The organism is uncultured Shewanella sp., from assembly GCF_947501225.1.
Lineage (GTDB): Bacteria > Pseudomonadota > Gammaproteobacteria > Enterobacterales > Shewanellaceae > Shewanella.
The window spans coordinates 502,773-521,923 of record NZ_CANMUW010000001.1; the positions used below are offsets into that span (position 1 = coordinate 502,773).

At 51.1% G+C, this 19,151-nt stretch carries 15 protein-coding genes; 10 read left to right on the plus strand and 5 right to left on the minus strand.

Annotation, left to right across the window (positions count from 1 at the left end):
- Nucleotides 1–4 precede the first annotated feature (4 nt).
- The 6 genes from Q1B47_RS02075 to Q1B47_RS02100 all read left to right on the plus strand — a co-directional run bounded on the left by Q1B47_RS02075 (nucleotide 5) and on the right by Q1B47_RS02100 (nucleotide 6,671).
- Nucleotides 5–1,510: a CoA-acylating methylmalonate-semialdehyde dehydrogenase gene (locus Q1B47_RS02075; protein WP_299787862.1), complete on the plus strand. Its 1,506-nt coding sequence runs from the start codon at nucleotides 5–7 to the stop codon at nucleotides 1,508–1,510.
- Between the two features lie 199 nt (nucleotides 1,511–1,709).
- Nucleotides 1,710–2,867 (plus strand): acyl-CoA dehydrogenase family protein, encoded by a 1,158-nt coding sequence (locus Q1B47_RS02080; RefSeq protein ID WP_299787865.1) that lies wholly within the window; start codon nucleotides 1,710–1,712, stop codon nucleotides 2,865–2,867.
- A 46-nt stretch (nucleotides 2,868–2,913) separates the two neighbouring features.
- Nucleotides 2,914–3,687, plus strand: a complete 774-nt coding sequence (locus Q1B47_RS02085; protein ID WP_299787868.1) for an enoyl-CoA hydratase — start codon at nucleotides 2,914–2,916, stop codon at nucleotides 3,685–3,687.
- Nucleotides 3,687–4,847, plus strand: coding sequence for an enoyl-CoA hydratase/isomerase family protein (locus Q1B47_RS02090; protein WP_299787871.1), 1,161 nt, complete (start codon nucleotides 3,687–3,689; stop codon nucleotides 4,845–4,847). Before Q1B47_RS02085 ends, Q1B47_RS02090 begins: the two co-directional genes overlap by 1 nt.
- Before the next feature lie 134 nt (nucleotides 4,848–4,981).
- Complete coding sequence (mmsB, locus tag Q1B47_RS02095) at nucleotides 4,982–5,908, plus strand: 3-hydroxyisobutyrate dehydrogenase (protein ID WP_299787874.1); 927 nt, start codon at nucleotides 4,982–4,984, stop codon at nucleotides 5,906–5,908.
- 4 nt (nucleotides 5,909–5,912) lie between these two features.
- Complete coding sequence (locus Q1B47_RS02100) at nucleotides 5,913–6,671, plus strand: SDR family oxidoreductase (protein WP_299787876.1); 759 nt, start codon at nucleotides 5,913–5,915, stop codon at nucleotides 6,669–6,671.
- Nucleotides 6,672–6,839: 168 nt separating this feature from the next.
- Here Q1B47_RS02100 and Q1B47_RS02105 read toward each other — a convergent pair whose 3' ends face one another.
- Nucleotides 6,840–7,151, minus strand: a complete 312-nt coding sequence (locus Q1B47_RS02105) for a hypothetical protein (protein WP_299787878.1) — start codon at nucleotides 7,149–7,151, stop codon at nucleotides 6,840–6,842.
- A 935-nt stretch (nucleotides 7,152–8,086) separates the two neighbouring features.
- Here Q1B47_RS02105 and Q1B47_RS02110 point away from each other — a divergent pair.
- Both Q1B47_RS02110 and Q1B47_RS02115 read left to right on the plus strand, forming a co-directional pair.
- A complete protein-coding gene (locus tag Q1B47_RS02110) occupies nucleotides 8,087–8,335 on the plus strand; it encodes a hypothetical protein (protein WP_299787880.1) in 249 nt (82 codons plus the stop codon).
- Between the two features lie 36 nt (nucleotides 8,336–8,371).
- Nucleotides 8,372–10,414, plus strand: coding sequence for a prolyl oligopeptidase family serine peptidase (locus Q1B47_RS02115; RefSeq protein ID WP_299787882.1), 2,043 nt, complete (start codon nucleotides 8,372–8,374; stop codon nucleotides 10,412–10,414).
- 47 nt (nucleotides 10,415–10,461) lie between these two features.
- Here Q1B47_RS02115 and Q1B47_RS02120 read toward each other — a convergent pair whose 3' ends face one another.
- A complete protein-coding gene (locus tag Q1B47_RS02120; RefSeq protein WP_299787884.1) occupies nucleotides 10,462–10,842 on the minus strand; it encodes a MerR family DNA-binding protein in 381 nt (126 codons plus the stop codon).
- Between the two features lie 142 nt (nucleotides 10,843–10,984).
- On the opposite strand from Q1B47_RS02120, the gene Q1B47_RS02125 reads away from it, so the two are divergent.
- Both Q1B47_RS02125 and Q1B47_RS02130 read left to right on the plus strand, forming a co-directional pair.
- The gene (locus tag Q1B47_RS02125; protein ID WP_299787886.1) at nucleotides 10,985–13,237 is read left to right on the plus strand and encodes a heavy metal translocating P-type ATPase; all 2,253 of its coding nucleotides are present in this window, start codon (nucleotides 10,985–10,987) and stop codon (nucleotides 13,235–13,237) included.
- A 223-nt stretch (nucleotides 13,238–13,460) separates the two neighbouring features.
- Nucleotides 13,461–15,056, plus strand: a complete 1,596-nt coding sequence (locus Q1B47_RS02130; RefSeq protein ID WP_299787888.1) for an ABC-F family ATPase — start codon at nucleotides 13,461–13,463, stop codon at nucleotides 15,054–15,056.
- Between the two features lie 331 nt (nucleotides 15,057–15,387).
- On the opposite strand, the gene Q1B47_RS02135 is transcribed toward Q1B47_RS02130, so the two are convergent.
- From Q1B47_RS02135 to Q1B47_RS02145, 3 genes are all read right to left on the minus strand, one after another.
- On the minus strand, nucleotides 15,388–16,599 hold the full coding sequence (locus tag Q1B47_RS02135; protein WP_299787890.1) for a NupC/NupG family nucleoside CNT transporter: 1,212 nt from the start codon (nucleotides 16,597–16,599) through the stop codon (nucleotides 15,388–15,390).
- Nucleotides 16,600–17,075: 476 nt separating this feature from the next.
- Nucleotides 17,076–18,437, minus strand: coding sequence for a M17 family metallopeptidase (locus tag Q1B47_RS02140; RefSeq protein ID WP_299787892.1), 1,362 nt, complete (start codon nucleotides 18,435–18,437; stop codon nucleotides 17,076–17,078).
- 148 nt (nucleotides 18,438–18,585) lie between these two features.
- Nucleotides 18,586–18,984, minus strand: coding sequence for an LETM1 domain-containing protein (locus Q1B47_RS02145; protein WP_299787895.1), 399 nt, complete (start codon nucleotides 18,982–18,984; stop codon nucleotides 18,586–18,588).
- Nucleotides 18,985–19,151: the final 167 nt, after the last annotated feature.

Here is a 19,151-nt window from a genome sequence, read left to right on the forward strand (position 1 = left end):
CAATATGACAACTCAAGTTAAGCATTATATCGACGGCCAATTTGTTGCCGGTCAGGGAGATCAGCAGATTTCGGTAACGAACCCTGCAAACAACGAACAGATAGCGGTGATAAACAGTGCCACCGTAGAGGAGGTTGAAAATGCTGTCGCCAGTGCCAAGGTGGCATTTAAAAGCTGGAAAGAGGTGCCGGTATCTGAACGTGCGCGTGTGATGTTTAACTACCAACATCTGCTTAAGACCCACCATGATGAGATTGCGACTATATTAGCTCAGGAGACGGGCAAGACATTTGAAGATGCCAAGGGTGATGTCTGGCGCGGTATCGAAGTGGCTGAGCACGCCTGTAATATCGCGACCCTCTTGATGGGGGAGACCGTCGAAAATGTTGCCCGCAGCATAGATACTTACAGTTATACCCAGCCACTTGGCGTTTGCGCCGGTATCACTCCCTTTAACTTTCCGGCCATGATCCCGCTATGGATGTTCCCCCTCGCTATCGCATGTGGTAACACCTTCGTGCTTAAGCCATCGGAACAAGATCCCATGACACCTCAACGCCTTGTCGAGCTGTTCGAAGAGGCGGGGGCACCAAAAGGTGTGCTGCAACTGGTTCATGGCGATAAGGTTGCCGTGGATACCTTGCTCAAGCATAAAGATATTAAAGCCATCTCATTTGTGGGCTCGGTCGGTGTCGGCCAATATATCTATAAGACGGGAACCGATAACTTAAAGCGTGTTCAGGCTTTCGCCGGTGCTAAAAACCACTGCGTTATCATGCCCGATGCCAACAAGCAGCAGGTGATCAATAACCTGGTTGGAGCCTCCGTCGGCGCCGCGGGTCAACGCTGCATGGCGTTGTCGGTAGCTGTATTTGTCGGTGCCGCTAAAGAGTGGATCCCTGAGTTGAAAGAAGCGCTGGCTAAGGTTAAACCCGGCCTTTGGGATGATAAAGACGCGGGTTATGGCCCGGTGATCAGCCCCGCTGCCAAGGCTCGTGTGCTATCCCTTATTGAGCAGGGGAAAAGTGAGGGCGCCGAGTGTCTGCTCGATGGCTCGGCGTTTACCGTGCCCGGTCATGAGAGTGGTAACTGGGTCGGTCCGACCATGTTCACTAAGGTGTCAACCGAGATGAGCATCTATAAAGAGGAGATCTTCGGGCCAGTGCTGTGCTGCATGGAGACCGATTCTCTGGAGGAAGCCATCGATATCGTTAACGACAGTCCCTATGGCAACGGCACCTCCATCTTTACCGCCAGTGGCGCCGCGGCGCGCAAGTATCAACATGAGATCGAGGTGGGTCAGGTAGGGATAAATGTCCCCATTCCTGTGCCTCTGCCTTTCTTCTCATTTACCGGCTGGAAGGGCAGCTTCTATGGCGACCAACATGCTTACGGTAAGCAGGCGGTTCGCTTCTACACCGAGACCAAGACCATCACCTCCCGCTGGTTCGAATCTCAGATCTCAGAAGCCGAGCATGCCGCACCAAACATGACCATAGCGCTAAAATAAGCGCTTGTTGAGGCCTGTTTAGCTCGTCATCCGCTGTCAGTGTTTTTTCCGCCGGCAGCGGATTTAGGACCCGTTTTAATCAAGAATAATCACATTATTAATGCAAGGCACAATATAAAGAGGGGAGCACTTAGTCACTAAGCTCTACTCTCTGTTCAAAAACTACTTTAATAAAGAGTGTGCCGAAGGAGACCTACAGATGGATTTCAATCTCAGTGAAGACCAACGTCAATTTGCCGATCTTGCCCGGCAGTTTTCTGATGAGCAGTTAGCCCCTTTTGCCGCTAAATGGGATGAGGAGCATCACTTTCCTAAAGAGGTGATTCAGAGCGCCGGTGAGCTGGGGTTTTGTTCACTATACTCACCGGAAAGTGAGGGAGGCATGGGCCTGTCCAGACTCGACGCCTCTATCATCTTCGAGCAGCTGTCCATGGGCTGCACCGCAACTACAGCCATGCTGACCATTCATAATATGGCGACCTGGATGGTCACAAGTTTTGGCTCACAATCATTAAGAGATGAGTGGTCTGAGTCCCTCACCACGGGTCAGAAGCTCGCTTCCTACTGTTTAACCGAGGCGGGTGCCGGAAGTGATGCGGCATCACTCAAGACCAAGGCGGTTAGAGAGGGGGATGAGTATGTGATCTCCGGCGCTAAGATGTTTATCTCGGGTGCGGGGGCCACAGAGCTGTTGGTCGTCATGTGCAGAACCGGTGAGGAGGGACCGAAAGGGATCTCGGCTATTGCGGTGCCGGCGGATGCGGCGGGAATAAGCTACGGCAAGGCTGAAGATAAGATGGGCTGGAATGCTCAGCCAACCCGCGAGATCACCTTCAGTGATGTGCGCGTCCCGGTTTCAAACCTGCTGGGTGAAGAGGGTCAAGGCTTTACCTTTGCCATGAAGGGGCTTGATGGTGGACGCATCAATATCGCGACCTGCTCCATCGGTACGGCTCAGGCCGCACTGGAACGTGCAACCCAATATATGAACGAGCGAAAGCAGTTCGGTAAACCTATAGCAGCATTTCAGGCACTTCAATTTAAGTTAGCCGATATGGCAACAGAGTTAGTAGCGGCAAGGCAACTGGTGCGTCTGGCAGCGTTTAAACTCGATGATCAGGATTCCGAGGCGACCGCATACTGCGCCATGGCAAAACGTTTTGCCACCGACATCGGTTTTCAGGTGTGTGATGCGGCGCTTCAGCTTCATGGCGGCTATGGTTATATCCGTGAATACCCGCTGGAGCGACATATGCGTGATGTGCGGGTGCATCAGATACTGGAGGGCACCAACGAGATCATGCGTTTGATCATAGCCCGACGTCTGCTGAATGAGGATGCAGGACAGATCCTCTGACTTTCAAGGTTGGAAATGACTCGACCAGTTTACAAGGAATCGATTGATGACAGGAATAATTGAACGTATAGAAGGTCATACCGCCATTTTGACCATGAGTAATCCGCCGGCTAACACCTGGACCGCCGATAGCCTGCAGGCCCTTAAGCATAAGGTGGTTGAGCTCAATGAAAACAGGGATATCTACGCCTTAGTGATCACGGGGGAAGGAGATAAGTTTTTCTCTGCCGGCGCGGATCTTAAGCTCTTTGCCGATGGTGATAAGGGGACTGCGGCTTCGATGGCTAAACACTTCGGTGAAGCGTTCGAGGCCCTGAGCCAATTTCGCGGGGTCTCGGTTGCGGCTATCAATGGTTATGCAATGGGTGGCGGTTTGGAGGTGGCACTGGCCTGTGATATCCGTATTGCAGAGTCTCAGGCCGTGATGGCGCTGCCCGAAGCGTCGGTAGGCTTACTGCCGTGTGCCGGCGGTACGCAAAACTTAACCGCATTGGTTGGCGAAGGCTGGGCGAAGCGGATGATCCTGTGCGGCGAGCGACTCAAGGCAGATAAAGCACTGTCTCTGGGTCTGGTTGAAGAGGTGGTCGAGACCGGCGAGTCTCTCGATGCGGCGATTGCGCTGGCGGCGAAGGTGGCAAATCAGAGTCCAAGCAGTGTTACCGTGTGTAAGCAGCTTATTCAGGCTGGCCGGACTATGCCTCGTGCCATGTCATTACCGCTGGAGCGGGAGCTGTTTGTCGGCTTATTCGATACCGAAGATCAGGCGGAAGGGGTCAATGCCTTCCTGGATAAGCGCAAGGCCAACTGGAAAAATTGCTGATGACAATTGATAAAAATGCAGATACCGAAATGGCCACGCCGAGTGATAACAGCGTTGTGTTTCAGACCTTGGGAACCGCATCGGGTAAACAGATAGGTGTCGTGACCCTGAATGTCGAGAAGGCGCTGAACTCACTTAACCTCAGTATGGTTAACGCTATGACGCAGCAGCTGCTGAAGTGGCAGAGCGATGAAAACATCGTCATGGTGATGCTCGACGGCGCGGGTGAGAAAGCCTTCTGCGCCGGCGGCGATGTCAGGGCTATCTATCACGCCTCTGTAGCGTCGCCCGGTGAGGTGACCGAGCAGGCCGAGACCTTCTTTGAGCGAGAGTATCGTCTGGACTATCTGCTGCATACCTTAGGTAAACCGGTCATGGTATGGGGCGACGGAATCGTCATGGGCGGTGGCCTGGGGTTGATGGCCGGTGCCAGTCACAGGGTATTGACCGAGCGCTCACGTATCGCCATGCCTGAAGTCACCATCGGCCTCTATCCCGATGTGGGGGGCAGCTACTTTCTTAATCGAATGCCGGGGAAAACCGGGCTGTTTCTCGGTTTAACCGCCTACAATATGAATGCCGGCGATGCGAAGTATGTCGGGGTGGGCAACCACTATCTCAATAGTGGCAGTAAGGAGGCACTGCTGGATCACTTGGCCACCTTGGGCTGGAGTGATGAGCAGGAGTTAAATCATAGCCTGTTAACCGAGCAGCTCAATGCGATGGAGCAGGAGGTAAAAGTGCCGCTGCCACAGAGTTTGTTAGAGGCGAATCAAGCTCAGATCGATGAGTTGGTGGCAGGTTCTCTGGTCGAGATCATCGACCGTGTTTCCGGTTTTGACAGTAACGGCTCCTGGCTCGAGCGACCGATCAAGGCCTTGCTCTCGGGGAGTCCTCTCAGTTGGCACCTCATCTACCGGCAAGCTCAGCTTGGCACCTCGCTCACGCTTGCCGAGGTGTTTAAGTTTGAGCTGGGATGTAGCGTGAACTGCTGTGCTATCGGCGATTTCAGCGAGGGTGTCAGAGCCCTGCTTATCGATAAAGACCGGCAGCCCAAGTGGCGTTATCAAACGGTGTCAGCAGTGCCACAGGCGTTGATCGAAGCGCTGCTCTCAGCGCCATGGAGCGATAGTGAGCACCCACTGAAGAGCATGGGGTAAAGTCACCCGGATGGAGTCGTTGAGGGAGATGTTAAAAGGGATGTCCCATTGATGTGAGCGCTGAGAACAGAAAGCGCCTGAACGACGAATAATGAATTGAGTTTATCTTCAAATTGAAGGCTAAGGAGCATGAGATGACAAGTGTCGCATTTATCGGGTTAGGGCATATGGGAGCGCCAATGGCGGCCAATTTGGTTAAGGCTGGCTTAACGGTGCGGGTATTTGATCTGGTACCCGAAGCGATTAAGTCGCTTACGGACCTTGGTGCACTGGCCGCCAGCAGCGCCTGTGGCGCGGCGGCGGGCGCGGATGTCGTTATCACCATGCTTCCGGCCGGTAAACATGTGCGTGGGCTCTATCTTGGTGAGGAGGGCGGTGGTGAAGGCAAGGGGCTCCTTGATGTGGTTGCAAAGGGTACCTTGCTGATAGACTGCTCTACCATAGATGCGCAGAGTGCGCGGCTGGTGGCAAAATTTGCCGCAGATAAACAACTTGAGTTTGTCGATGCTCCGGTGTCGGGAGGAACGGCCGGCGCGGCAGCGGGGACACTCACCTTCATCTGTGGCGGCAGTTATAATGGCTTCGAGCAGGCTAAGGGTGTGCTGAGCAAGATGGGGGCTAACATATTTCATGCCGGGGGCGCGGGTGCGGGTCAGGTTGCCAAGATATGTAATAACATGTTGTTATCAGTCCTGATGGTCGGAACCAGTGAGTCTTTGCAGATGGGAATCGATCATGGTCTGGACCCCAAGGTATTATCTGAGATAATGAAGGTAAGTAGTGGTGGTAATTGGACGCTGGATAAATATAATCCTTGTCCGGACGTGATGGAATCTGTGCCCTCATCGAATGATTACCAGGGTGGCTTCATGGTGGACCTGATGGTTAAAGATCTGGGGTTATCTCAAGAGGCGGCACTTCTGTCTAATTCAAGCACGCCGATGGGAGCCTTAGCGCGCAGTTTATACGTTAACCATGCTCGTCAGGGGAATGGAGAGCGTGATTTTTCCAGTATTTTTGAACAGTTTACTAATTTAAAACAGATTAAAAACAAAGGGTAACTCGATGGATTTAAAAGATAAGGTTGTGGTCATCACAGGTGGCGCCGGTGGATTGGGTCTGGCTATGGCGCTGGATTTAGCCGAATCGGGTGCTAAGTTGGCACTTATCGACGTTGATCAGGAGAAACTTGAGCGTGCCTGTGCCGACATCGGCGACAGAGCCGAAGTTCAGGGTTACGCTTTCGATATCACAGATGAAGAAGATGTGATGGCCGGCTTCGGATTCATCATGGAAGATTTCGGCAAGATCAATGTGTTGATCAACAACGCGGGTATCCTGTTCGACGGCATGTTAGTCAAAGCCAAAGAGGGCAAGGTCACCGACCGTATGTCGTTCGAGCAGTTCCAGGCTGTGATCAACGTTAACCTCACGGGCTCATTCCTGTGTGGCCGTGAAGCGGCGGCCGCTATGATTGAGTCTGAGCAGGAGGGGGTGATCATCAACATCTCCAGCCTGGCCAAGGCGGGTAATGTCGGTCAGACAAACTATTCGGCGTCAAAAGCCGGCGTTGCGGCCATGTCAGTGGGTTGGGCAAAAGAGTTGGCCCGCTACAATATCCGTAGCGCAGCCGTCGCACCGGGTGTGATTGAAACTGAGATGACAGCTGCGATGAAGCCAGAGGCGCTGGAGCGTCTGGAGAAGATGGTTCCGGTCGGGCGTCTGGGTCAGCCATCTGAGATCTCTTCGACGGTGAAGTTCATCATCGAAAATGACTATGTGAATGGTCGTGTGTTTGAAATCGATGGCGGAATACGTATCTAAACGATACCTTCTATATCTTCGCTAAAAAACGAGCTTCGGCTCGTTTTTTTATTGCTTGATAAGATAGTTAGTTGTTCGGAACTGAGACTTGAAGTTGTATCTAGTGGTCAAATGCGAAAGTGAAAAAGAAAAAGAAACAGCCTCCAGCGACTGTTTCTTTGATTCGTGCTACTCAACAATACGGTAAACTTCCCACTTCATGGTGCCTGACACTATGTGAGGCTCGAGTTCGATACTCCACTGTTTATGTCCGTCTAACCCGGCGAGCTTGTCCCAGGAGTCGTTCAATTCAGCCAGGTTATCGAGCGTAATTTCAGAAACGACGGTCGACTCTAAAGCACCAACAGAACCCGTCAGAATTCTACACTTTCCCTCCCAGCCGATTTGAGCGCCAAAACTGTTTTGCCATTTTGATAGAGAGTCAATAACAGCGGGTTTGTGTCCAAATTTAGCATCTATAGACCAACGTGCGACTATCATGATAACTCCCTCCCTCTATATTGATTACGACGTAATAAATATAGTTTATCCCCCCTGTTTATCCAGAGAATGAGTATCATTGCTATTTTGTTTTGTGGCCTGCCGGTATGGCGATCTCTACTGAGCCGTTGGTTTCAGATATGGGTATTCCGGTAAAGCCACTCATGGCTGCACCTAGACCTGGTTATCTAGCTCTTCGATTGAGCATTGGCAGGTGACTAACTCGTTTATACACATTAGCTTTAGTGGTACATAGTAAATACTCAATATACAATTATTGTCAGGCGTTTTGCGCACTCAAAGAAGTATCGGCATTTTAAACTCTTCCTCTCTACTTGCATCGTGAAATTGATTCCTCTGCTAAGAGCGGTGTCAAGCTTTGTTGGTAGTATCAACAAAGCTTGATCTACTGAGAATGGTTCGTTAAATGCTCATAGGGTGCCAAAAACTTTCATTAACCAGTTTGGGAGAAGTCATGAGTCACTAAGCCTGACAATAAAACCTAATCGCAGAGAAAAAGTATCCCAGCGCAGATGGGGCTATCCATATAATGATGTCCCTTTCTAAAGGCCTGCTCAGCATCCTGTTTCTCGTTTGTTAGCTTGAAGCTGCGCTTCACTCATTGAGCCACTTAAGTATCTGCACATAATGTCGTTCATTCACATCTGCCTCATATCGATATGGGAAATGTCTAGAGATGTAGGGAACATCTCTGACCATGTGATCACAACATTTGTATTTCCCTATACAGTACCCGCCGGGCAGGCGGTAGACAGTAATGAAGGTACGACCTTCAAGCAAACTAGCAAATATCAACAACACCATAGAAAATGTAATGAGCCTTCATTCCAAGGCCGATACCTCTGGTTTACCGTCTCTTGAACTGTATCGCAAATCCGGGTGATAATGATCACGTTGCAGAGGGTAGGGTGTCGATGAGATTGAGTAACAAGATGGATTGGTTGGAAAAAGTAACCCGAAATATCATGTTGGTTGTTGGGATATCCGGGGTGCTGGTTATCTACTCTGGCTTCCTTTTTCTCATCTTCAGTGGACGCGACACCTCTGTGTTGCCCTGGTATCTGTTGCTCTCTCCCTGGGTATGCGTCTATTTTGGGTTGACGCGGAGTAAACAGCTGGCCGTTATCGAATGGTTTAAGCAAAAACTTGTCAGAAAGAAGTAGCTAACTGATAAAGCAAGATGAACTTTGGAGGTATTAATGAGAATTAACGTGCATATGAACTATCTCGTTTCGGCGTTACTTCTTACCTTGCTTGTCGCTTGCTCTGAGAAAGAGCCCACGGCGCAGATCGATAAGCGCAGTGGTTGTCAGATCGACACCTATGGCAGCTGGGCCTCGCCGATCTCTGCCAGTGACGTTTATGGTTTATCAGATAATTTCGGCGAGCTGCAGAGCGTCAACGATGCGGTTTACTTTGTGCAGTCTGATTCCGCCTCCGGTGGCAGAGTCGGGATTAAACGCCTGGATCTCGATGGCAGCGTGTCCGAGGTCGTCACCACCGAGTTTGATGTCAGATCTAAGGTGCATGAATACGGTGGCTCCCCCTTTCTCGGTATCGGTCAGAGCCTTTTTGTCTCCAGGGCTAAGGATCAGCTTCTCTACCGAATAGCCCCTAACCAAGAGCCCGTGCCCCTCACTCCTAACGGTACCCGTCATGCCGATTGTGTCTCCTACTCCAAAGGCTCCCGTATCATCTGTGTCAGGGAGGATCATCGTGCTCAGGGAGTGCCGGTGGCCAGCCTGGTGGCACTGAACCTTAATTTCTCCGGTGAGGGGGAGGTGCTCAGCTCCGGGGCAGATTTTTATTCGGCTCCCAGAGTTTCACCGGACAACAATCAGATGGCCTGGATATCATGGAACCACCCCAATATGCCCTGGGATAATACCCAGTTATGGGTCGGTGAGCTCGAGCCCAAGGGAGGCTTGCATAATGCCCGCCGCCTGATACCAGAGCATGAGGGAGCGATTACCCAACCCCTGTATAGTCCCGATGGTCAGCTCTATTTTATTGCCGACTTCAATAACTGGTGGAACCTTTATCGCATCAGTGTCGAGGGAGAGCTCGAACATGTGCTGGATATGGAGGCGGAGTTTGCGGTTCCCGATTGGAAGTTGGGCAATCACAACTATGCTTTCGAGTCTGACAATACCATCATCGCCAGCTATAGCCATAATGGTGAGGCATCGCTAATTCGCATCTTTCTCGATACCGGCTTGACTGAGCCGATAGCGGTGGATTTCGGTGAGATATCTCAGGTAGTAAAAGGCGACAACGGCATCTACTTTGTCGGCGCTAAAGTGACGCCGGAAAAGGGGATCTATAAGGTGAATGGGCGTGGCACCCAGCTGGTTTACGCGCCCGAACTGCCTGTGCTCGATCCAGCCTATATCTCAAGAGCCGAAAGTATCAGCTTCGAATCGGGCAATGGTGAGCAGGTTTATGGCTATTACTATGGGCCGGTCAACCCAGACTTTATCCCGCCTAAAGACTCCAGGCCGCCCCTGCTGGTGATGTTACACGGTGGCCCCACGGCTAAGGCGAGTCTCGCCTTCAGGCGCGACATTCAGTTTTGGACCAGTCGGGGATTTGCGGTGATGGATCTCAACTATCGCGGCAGTTCAGGCTTCGGGCGTAAGTATCGCCAGAGTATCTATGGCCGCTGGGGCAAAGCGGATGTCGAAGATGCGGTCAGAGCCGCTGGCCACCTGGTGAATAAAGGTTGGGTCGATGGTTTGCAGCTTGCTATGCGCGGCAACAGTGCGGGAGGCCTGACCGCACTGTCTGCATTGGCTTTTTATGACACCTTCAAAGCCGGCGTGAGTTATGCCGGGATCAGTGATATGGAGGTACTGAGTAAAGATGCCGATAAGTTTGAGTCAAAATATCTTGAACATCTGGTCGGAGTCAGCACCGATGCGCGCAACATCTATCGTCAGCGCTCCCCTCTGTATCATCTGGAGGAGCTGGATGAACCTCTGCTGTTGATTCAGGGGGGGGATGATGATCATGTTGCCCAGAAACAGTCGAAAAAGATATTCAATGCGCTTAAAGCCAAGGGAGTGCCGGTTTCTTATCTGGCATTTAATGGCGGGGAGCATGAACTCAAGGAGCAGCATAACAAGATCAAGGCGCTGGAGGTAGAACTGGCTTTTTACGGCAAGGTTTTCGGTTTTACACCGGCAGGAGAACAAGCGCCGCTTCGTCTTGAGAATGCCGGTAACCTTAAATCCGGTGAATAGACTCTTTTCGCCGGTATAGCCTGACGGCTAATCCAACTCGTTCCTGCTCAGCTTAAGCTGCTGATGATGGAGCAGTCGGGCTGTTTACCTCCACGGCACTCCTCCACCAGGTGCTTGAGTTGGGATTCGAGCGCCTGAAGCTTAACTATCCGCTCGCTGACCCTTTCGAGGTGTGCCTTAGCTAACTCTTTTACATCCCCCGCATCCCTGGCAAGGTTGAGTTTTAGAACGAGCAGGGATCGGCAGTCATCGAGAGAGAAACCGAGCTCTCTGCAGTGATGGACGAACTTCAGGGATTCAACCTGAGACTTACCATATTCACGATAACCATTGTCACCGCGTGTGGCGCAGATGAGTCCGATATCGTGATAATAGCGAATACTCTTGACTGATAATCCCGTCTCTTTAGCGACTTCACCGATTTTCATTTTCTCTCCTCATCTTCCGCACTCAGATAGGCTATTTTTAAATTAGTTGAAAAAGACGTTTGACTCTCCCACTAGGGGAGACATTACGCTTGTTTTAGTCGTTATACCAGTCGAGTGAAAAAGGGACGGGAGAAACCATCTTATGACGAGCGTGACTTTATATGTACCCAAAATGAATTGTGCCAGCTGCGTTGCCAAGATTGAGGGAGCGTTTGAACAGTTATCCCGGGAAGGCGGAGGAGAGAAGGTCGAGGCACGGGTCAATCTGGCAGAGAAGCAGGTGTTGATCAATGGTGATATAACTGCGGATTCAGCGATGGCGACGGTAGCCGCTGCCGGTTATGACAGTGAACAGATACTCGATGCCAGGCTTGCGTCCGAGGCCAAGGTTGAGGCGGAAAACAGAGAGTATCATACCCGTATAATTCAATCGGCACTTGGCCTGGGGCTGGGGATTCCTATGATGCTTTGGGGCCTGTTCGGGGGCGAGATGATGGTCAACAGCCCGGAGCAGCAGCTTATCTGGGGCGTGATGGGCATGATAACCCTGCTGCTTCTGGTCACCACCGGAGGACATTTCTATCTGGGGATGTGGCGTGCCCTTAAGGCGGGTACGGCAAATATGGATACCCTGATCGTGCTCGGTACCACGAGCGCCTGGCTCTACTCTATGATAGTGGTGTTGTCGCCCATCTGGTTTCCTCCTGAGACCCGTCATGTCTATTTTGAGGCCAGTGTGATGATATTGGGTTTAATCAACTTAGGTCACGCGCTGGAGCTCAGGGCTAAGGGTAAGACGGGTGAGGCGGTACAGCGGCTTATCGGTTTGCAGTCAACCACGGCCGTCAGGGTGACAGACTCGGGTGATGAGGAGGTTGAGATAGCCTGGGTCAAGATAGGCGACCACCTCAGGCTTAAACCCGGTGGCAGAGTTGCGCTCGATGGCGAAGTGGTATCGGGGCATTCACAGCTCAATGAGTCCATGTTGACCGGAGAGCCGGTTCCCGTGAATAAATCCGTGGGAGATACTTTGAGCGCCGGCACAGTGAACGGCAACGGCAGCATAATATTCAGAGTAACAGCAGGCCTTAATGATACCCGTCTGGCGAAGATCATCGAGCTGGTACAACAGGCACAAACATCTAAGCTGCCGATAGGCAGGTTGACCGATAAAATTTCGGCTTATTTTGTGCCTGTTGTGGTGCTGATAGCCCTCGTTGCTTCGATTACCTGGTTCTTGGCTGGTCCCGCCCCTCAGCTGTCACATGCACTCATAGTATTGACCAGCGTGTTAATTATCGCCTGTCCCTGCGCCTTAGGTTTGGCGACTCCTATGTCGATAATGGTGTCGGTGGGTCGTGCGGCGCAGATGGGGGTGCTGATAAAAAATGGTGAGGCGTTGCAGACTGCGAGTAAGGTGAGCTGTGTCGTACTCGATAAGACGGGCACCATCACCCTAGGCAGACCCTCGGTGACCGATATCCTGTCGGCGTCTGCTGATGAGGATGCTCCCGCCTCGACTGATGTTCTGTTAAAAGGGGTTGCAAGCCTGGAGCAACACTCGGAGCATCCGCTGGCCGATGCCATGGTGAGTGAGGCAAAATCCAGGCAGTTGAAACTCGTTGAACCCGAGCAGTTTACCAACTATCAAGGCAAGGGCATTGTCGGTGTTGTCGATGGTTTTGAGTGGGCCGTAGGCAATGCAGAGTTGATGAAAATCCGGCGTGTGAGCAAGCTGGAGCTGTTGGAAGAGAAGGTCCTGTCCCTTGCCGGAATGGGAAAAACGCCGGTCTTTGTCGCTAAGGAGGGGGAGCTGAAGGCGGTTATCGCCATAACAGATCCGCTAAAACCCGACGCCTTAGCGGCGATTACGGCGCTGAAACATTCAGGCAAGCGGGTCATACTGCTCAGCGGAGATAACCTTAAAACTGCGAGTGCGGTAGCGGGTCAGGTAGGGATAGAAGAGGTGATAGCCGGTGTGCTACCCGAGCAGAAGCAGCAACATATTATCGACCTAAAAAGCTCTGGTGAGACGGTGGCCATGGTGGGAGACGGGATTAACGATGCCCCGGCTCTGGTCAGTGCTGATGTGGGTATCGCCATGGGAGATGGCACTCAGGTAGCGATAGAGAGTGCGGATCTCACTTTTCTTTCCGGCAGGTTATCGGTCCTGGCCGATACCTTCTCCCTGGCTGATGCGAGCATGAGAAATATCAAGCAGAACCTGTTCGGTGCCTTTATCTATAACAGCCTAGGCATCCCCATTGCCGCAGGTGTCCTGTTTCCCTTTACCGGAATGCTGCTTAGCCCGGTTATTGCGGGGGGCGCGATGGCACTGTCTTCACTGACGGTGGTTACCAATGCCAATCGGCTAAGACGTCAGAAGCTCAGCTAAAGAAATTTGATCATAGGGGAGTGCAGCATCACTCCTCTTTTTATTGCTCAACTGCCGTTCTATTTACTCACCCCAAAGGCATGAGTGGCCGTGCCGGTTGACATCACGTAATCTTGATAAATCGGACTCACTCAACTATACTTTCGCGCTTAATTTTGCTCACTCAAGTGCTGGCAGCGTGAGCTTGCCGCGCATCGCATAACTGAATTCGGAATATTTAAACTTGATTACTACAGCTAATATCACCATGCAGTTTGGCTCTAAGCCACTGTTTGAAAACATCTCAGTCAAATTTGGCGGCGGAAACCGATACGGTCTGATCGGCGCCAACGGCTGTGGTAAGTCAACCTTTATGAAGATCCTGGCGGGCGATCTTGACCCTACATCGGGTAATGTCTCATTAGATGTGAATGAACGTCTGGGTAAACTAAGCCAGAACCAGTTTGGCTATGAAGAGTTCAGCGTCGTCGATACCGTTATCATGGGCCATGCCGAACTTTGGGAAGTAAAGAAGGAACGTGACCGTATCTACTCTCTGCCGGAGATGACTGAGGAGGAGGGGATCAAGGTCGCCGAACTTGAGATGGAGTTTGCCGAGATGGACGGTTATACCGCCGAGTCTCGTGCCGGTGAACTCTTAATGGGTGTCGGCATCGGTGTCGAACAACATTTCGGTTTGATGAGCGAAATCGCCCCGGGTTTTAAGCTACGTGTTCTGTTGGCACAGGCGCTATTCTCAGATCCGGATGTGCTGCTGCTCGATGAGCCTACCAACAACCTGGATATCGATACGATCCGTTGGTTGCAGGAGATGCTTAATCAGCGTAGCAGTACCATGATCATCATCTCTCACGACAGATACTTCCTCAACTCTGTGTGTACTCATATGGCAGACCTCGATTATGGTGAGCTGCGTGTGTACCCCGGTAACTATGATGAGTATATGATGGCGGCGTCCCAGGCTCGCGAGCGTTTGATGTCTGACAATGCGAAGAAGAAGGCGCAGATCGCCGAGCTTCAAGGCTTCGTGGCGCGTTTCTCGGCTAACGCATCTAAAGCTAAGCAGGCGACATCACGTGCAAAGCTTATCGATAAGATCAAGCTTGACGAAGTCAAAGCATCCAGCCGTGTGAATCCATTTATCCGTTTCGAGCAGGAGAAGAAACTGTTCCGTAACGCCTTGGTTGTCGAAGAGCTGGCAAAAGGATTCGATGAAGGCCCGCTGTTTAAAGATCTTAACATCATCGCCGAGGTCGGCGAGCGCATCGCGGTTCTGGGTGAGAACGGTGTCGGTAAGACAACCCTGCTTCGCACTCTTATCCATGATCTTCCACAAGATAAGGGGACTATTCAATGGTCTGAGAACTCTACCATTGGTTACTATGCCCAGGATCATGAGTCTGACTTTGAAAATGATATGAACCTGTTTGAGTGGATGAGCCAGTGGCGTAAGCCCGAAGATGATGACCAATCTGTGCGTGGTTACCTTGGCCGTATGCTGTTCAGTTCAGATGATATTAAAAAGTCGGTGAAAGTACTCTCCGGTGGTGAGAAGGGGCGCATGCTTTTCGGTAAGCTTATCATGCAAAAGCCTAATATTCTGGTGATGGATGAGCCAACCAACCACATGGATATGGAGTCAATTGAATCGTTAAACAATGCACTGGAGTTGTATGAAGGCACGCTAATCTTCGTCAGCCATGACCGTGCGTTTGTATCTTCTATCGCTAATCGCATCATTGAGATCACCAAAGACGGTATCAATGACTTCAAGGGAAGCTATGATGAGTTTCTTAGGAGCAAAGGCGTAGAAGTCTAAGCCTTTATCGTTGGCGAATGAGTGAAAAGCCCCGCAGAGTCGGGGCTTTTTTATGTCTGGCCATAAATGTTCCATTCATTTATTGGCATTTCCGCCATCCTTGGCAGTCAGAACATTTATGAATATTTCCCAAGGTCATTGATGTTCCATACATCATTATGACATTTCCACCGTCCCTGGCGGTCTGATGGGTAGAAATATACGTTATGCCCGGATTCATAGGTTCTAGGTGCTAGCTCCTAGCTCCCTAAAGGCAGGTAATAAAAAGGCGAGCCATCCGGCTCGCCTTTTCTGTTTGACGCTTAGTATTGAAGCGTTATATCAATTGGTATTATGCAATACTGAAAAATATTCCGGCTAATACCGCACTCATCAGATTCGCGAGAGTAGCGGCAAGTACGGCCTTAAAGCCCAGGTTTGCAACATCACCGCTGCGCTGCGGTGCCATCACCCCTATGCTGCCGAGCTGAATTGCAATCGAACCTATGTTGGCAAAGCCACATAGTGCGAAGGTGATGATTATCTGTGAATGAGCGGTGAGCTGATCTTTCACGGCGGTGAAGTCCATAAAGGCGACGAACTCATTGAGGATCAGCTTCTGCCCGATAAATCCTCCGGCCTGCATCATCTCGTTGGCGGGGACACCTATGATAAAGGCTACCGGCGCGAAGATATAACCCAGCAGGCTCTGCAGCGTGACACCTTCGAAATCAAACCATAGACCAAGTTGTCCGAGTCCGGCATTAAACATGGCGATAACGCTGATAAATGCGATAAGCATGGTACCGATAGCGACGGCGACCCGCATACCATTCATGGCGCCCGAGGCTAAGGCGTCGATGGCGTTGCTGTGTTCACTCCTGTTTATATCGATATTCTGATCTTCATCCACAGTCTCGACTTCGGGTACCAGTAACTTCGCCATCATCAGGCTGCCAGGTGCCGCCATGAAACTGGCCGCGATGAGGAACTTAAGGTCGACACCGAGCCCCGCATATCCACCCAAGACACTGCCGGCCACCGATGCCATTCCTCCCGTCATCACTGCGAAGAGCTCGGAGCGGGTCATTTTTGGCAGGAAAGGTTTAACCAGCAGCGGCGACTCACCCTGACTCAGAAAGATGTTCCCGGTGGCGACCAGAGATTCGGCGCGGCTGATCCCGAGTAACTTCTGTAGCGCCCCGCCGATGAGTTTTATCACCCATTGCATGATGCCAAGGTAGTACAACATAGAGATGAGGGCGCTGATAAATATCACCAAAGGCAGTACCCGCACCGCAAAGATGAATCCTGTGCTTGCAAGGTCGCCGAACAGAAATTTAATCCCTTCGTCGGCAAAGCCCAATACAGAGGCGACGCCCTGACTGACGCTACCCAGTACCTGTTGTCCCATAGGGACATAGAGCACTAAGGCGGCAAAACCGGCCTGAATGCTTAAGGCTCCGAGAACGGTACGCCATTTAATTGCACTGCGATTTTCAGAGAAAACCCAGCCACAGAGTATAAGAAATAATATCCCGGCCAAACTAATCAATAACTGCATTTTTTACCCAAATTTGCTCTACAAAAAAAGTAAGTCAAAGATGAACTGAATGCTTGTTTGATGACGCAGCGGCTCGCTTTTTTAGAGCGACATTTGACGTCGTCGAGTGAAGACACTTAGACGAGCGATTTGAGTTGTCCGGCCATTAATACAAGAAAAGATCACCTTTAAAACTTACAACAGTTTTGCCGGTCCAGCTCCGTGGGTCGATCACATCTCCTTGTAACAGCCGGCATTGAACCTGAGGTTCGAGCCGGAAAAGGATTATACAAAAAACAGATAAGATGAAAAGTAATTAATGTTGCTTAATTACGGTTTGGGTGAGTTTTAGGCTGTTTGTCGAGTTTTTATGGTTTATCTCACCGGTTTTAGAGTATTTAGTGAAATTTTATTACCTAAAGGCGCTGCAAGGGGAGAAATAGTAAGGCCTGCAAGCAGGCCTTATAGAATCGTTTCATTCGGTATTGCCTTATGGATTACTTACTGAAACGTGTCTGCAGGTAGTCGAATACGGCGCGGATACCGAAGGCTTCACCACCGATGGGACGGCCCGGTAGTTTACGGTTGTTCCAGGCCATCACGTCGAAATGGCTCCAGCTGATATCTTCATCGACAAAAGCCTCGAGATAGAGGGCTGCGGTTATCGCACCGCCAAAGGGCACCTTGCCACAGTTCGCCAGATCGGCGATATCACTGCCGGTCAGCTCATAGTATGGCTTATGCAGCGGCATGCGCCAGACAGGATCCTGAACGGCCAAACCGGAAGCGGTAATGCCTGCTGCGACCTCATCATCATTACTGAAGAAGCCGGGAAGTTCGGTACCCAGAGCGATGCGCATTGCACCTGTGAGGGTGGCAAAATCTATCATAAGCTCAGGCTTGTCACTGTTTGCCTCTGCCAGTGCGTCACACAGTACCAAGCGGCCTTCTGCATCGGTATTATCGATCTCAACCGTGAGTCCTTTACGTGTTTTGATGACGTCACCGGGTCTGAACGCATTGGCCGATACCGCATTTTCAACTGCCGGAACCAGTACGCGCAGACGAACAGGTAGCTTACTGGCCATGATCTGATGGGCCAGGCCGATAACGTGGGCGGCCCCCCCCATATCTTTCTTCATCAGGCGCATGCCGGCGCCGGGTTTGAGATCCAGTCCACCCGAGTCGAAACAGACCCCTTTACCGACTAAGGTGACTTTCGGTGCGTCTTCATCACCCCATGTGAGATCAATGAGGCGTGGCTGGTTTTCGCTGGCACGGCCTACCATGTGGATGGTCGGGTAGTTCTGCTCCAGGAGTTCATCTCCGACGATCTGGGTGACGCTGGCACCAAACTCTTCGGCCAGACTTTCCATCGTCTCACCTAAGTGCTGTGGCATCATATCTGCTGCCGGGGTGTTGACTAAGTCCCGCACGATAGAGACCGATCGTACCATCTTCAGCGCTTCGTCGGCTTGTGCCTGTGTAGGCAGAACCAGTTGAGGGTAAACCTTGTCACTTGCCTTATATCTATCGAAGGTATAAGCCCCCAGTCCCCAGCTGAATGCGGCGACCTTTACCTGTTCATCGGAGCCGGTTATGGCGTATTGGCCAGCGGGTAGCTGGGTGACGAGATCGCCGCACAACCAGTAAGAATCTGTCTCACTGCTGACTAAGATCACCTGCGCCAGTTCGCCATTGGCATCCGGGATAAGGCTCATCCCCTTACCGTTGAATTGTGTTGTTGCCAGCCAGTTTTGTGTTTGTTGCCCTTGCTGCGCCAGCCAGTCGGCATAAGAATCGGAATGTAAGATGGTCAGTGGTGTGCCTGGAACGCCTGAAATCAGTAAATCAGTCATGTGGGATTCGTACTCTCTGCTGGTAGTTAAAGTAGTTAGGGAAGAGTGAACAACTCATTAATACATAAGATAGGGTAACAGGCTATGATTTCAGGGGGAAGCGGATAGGGGATTTGGTTACCACAATATAGGCAGGAGTATCTTGTACCTACTCTTTACTGCCTGCCAATACCGGAGACTTTCTCTGTCTTTTTTTCTCTGACAAATTGTTGAACGAGCTGGGAAGAACATCGACGCCGACAACTTTTCCGAGTTTAACGACGACTGGGATGGTGATCGGAGCGAAAGGCAATACCGCAAACATACCCAGCCCCACTCCTTTTAACAGGTCCCCGAACTGCCTGTTCGCTTCACGTAACTCTTCGCGATTGGCTTGTTTGCGGGTATAACGCCTGTAGGTGACCAGCATCTCTTTGGTCTCCTGTTTCTCCTGCGCTAATGCTTCCTTGAGGATAAGCAGATCGCGTTTTAAACGTATCGAGAAGCGTCGCTTGCTGATGCGTAAAACTCGAATTGGCGCTTTATGAACATGGGCATATATTTTCATGGGGCGGATTGTCTCATAGGCTGTCTCATTGGCATAGTAAAGGTTCCCTCTTTGTGTAAGTAATTCTTAAGATTGTCACCTCTCTACTCTTTAAACCTAGTCGATAGTGCTCGTCTCAGTGGAATGACCATTGGGTCATTTCATGATTATTCATTGTTGCGACTCAT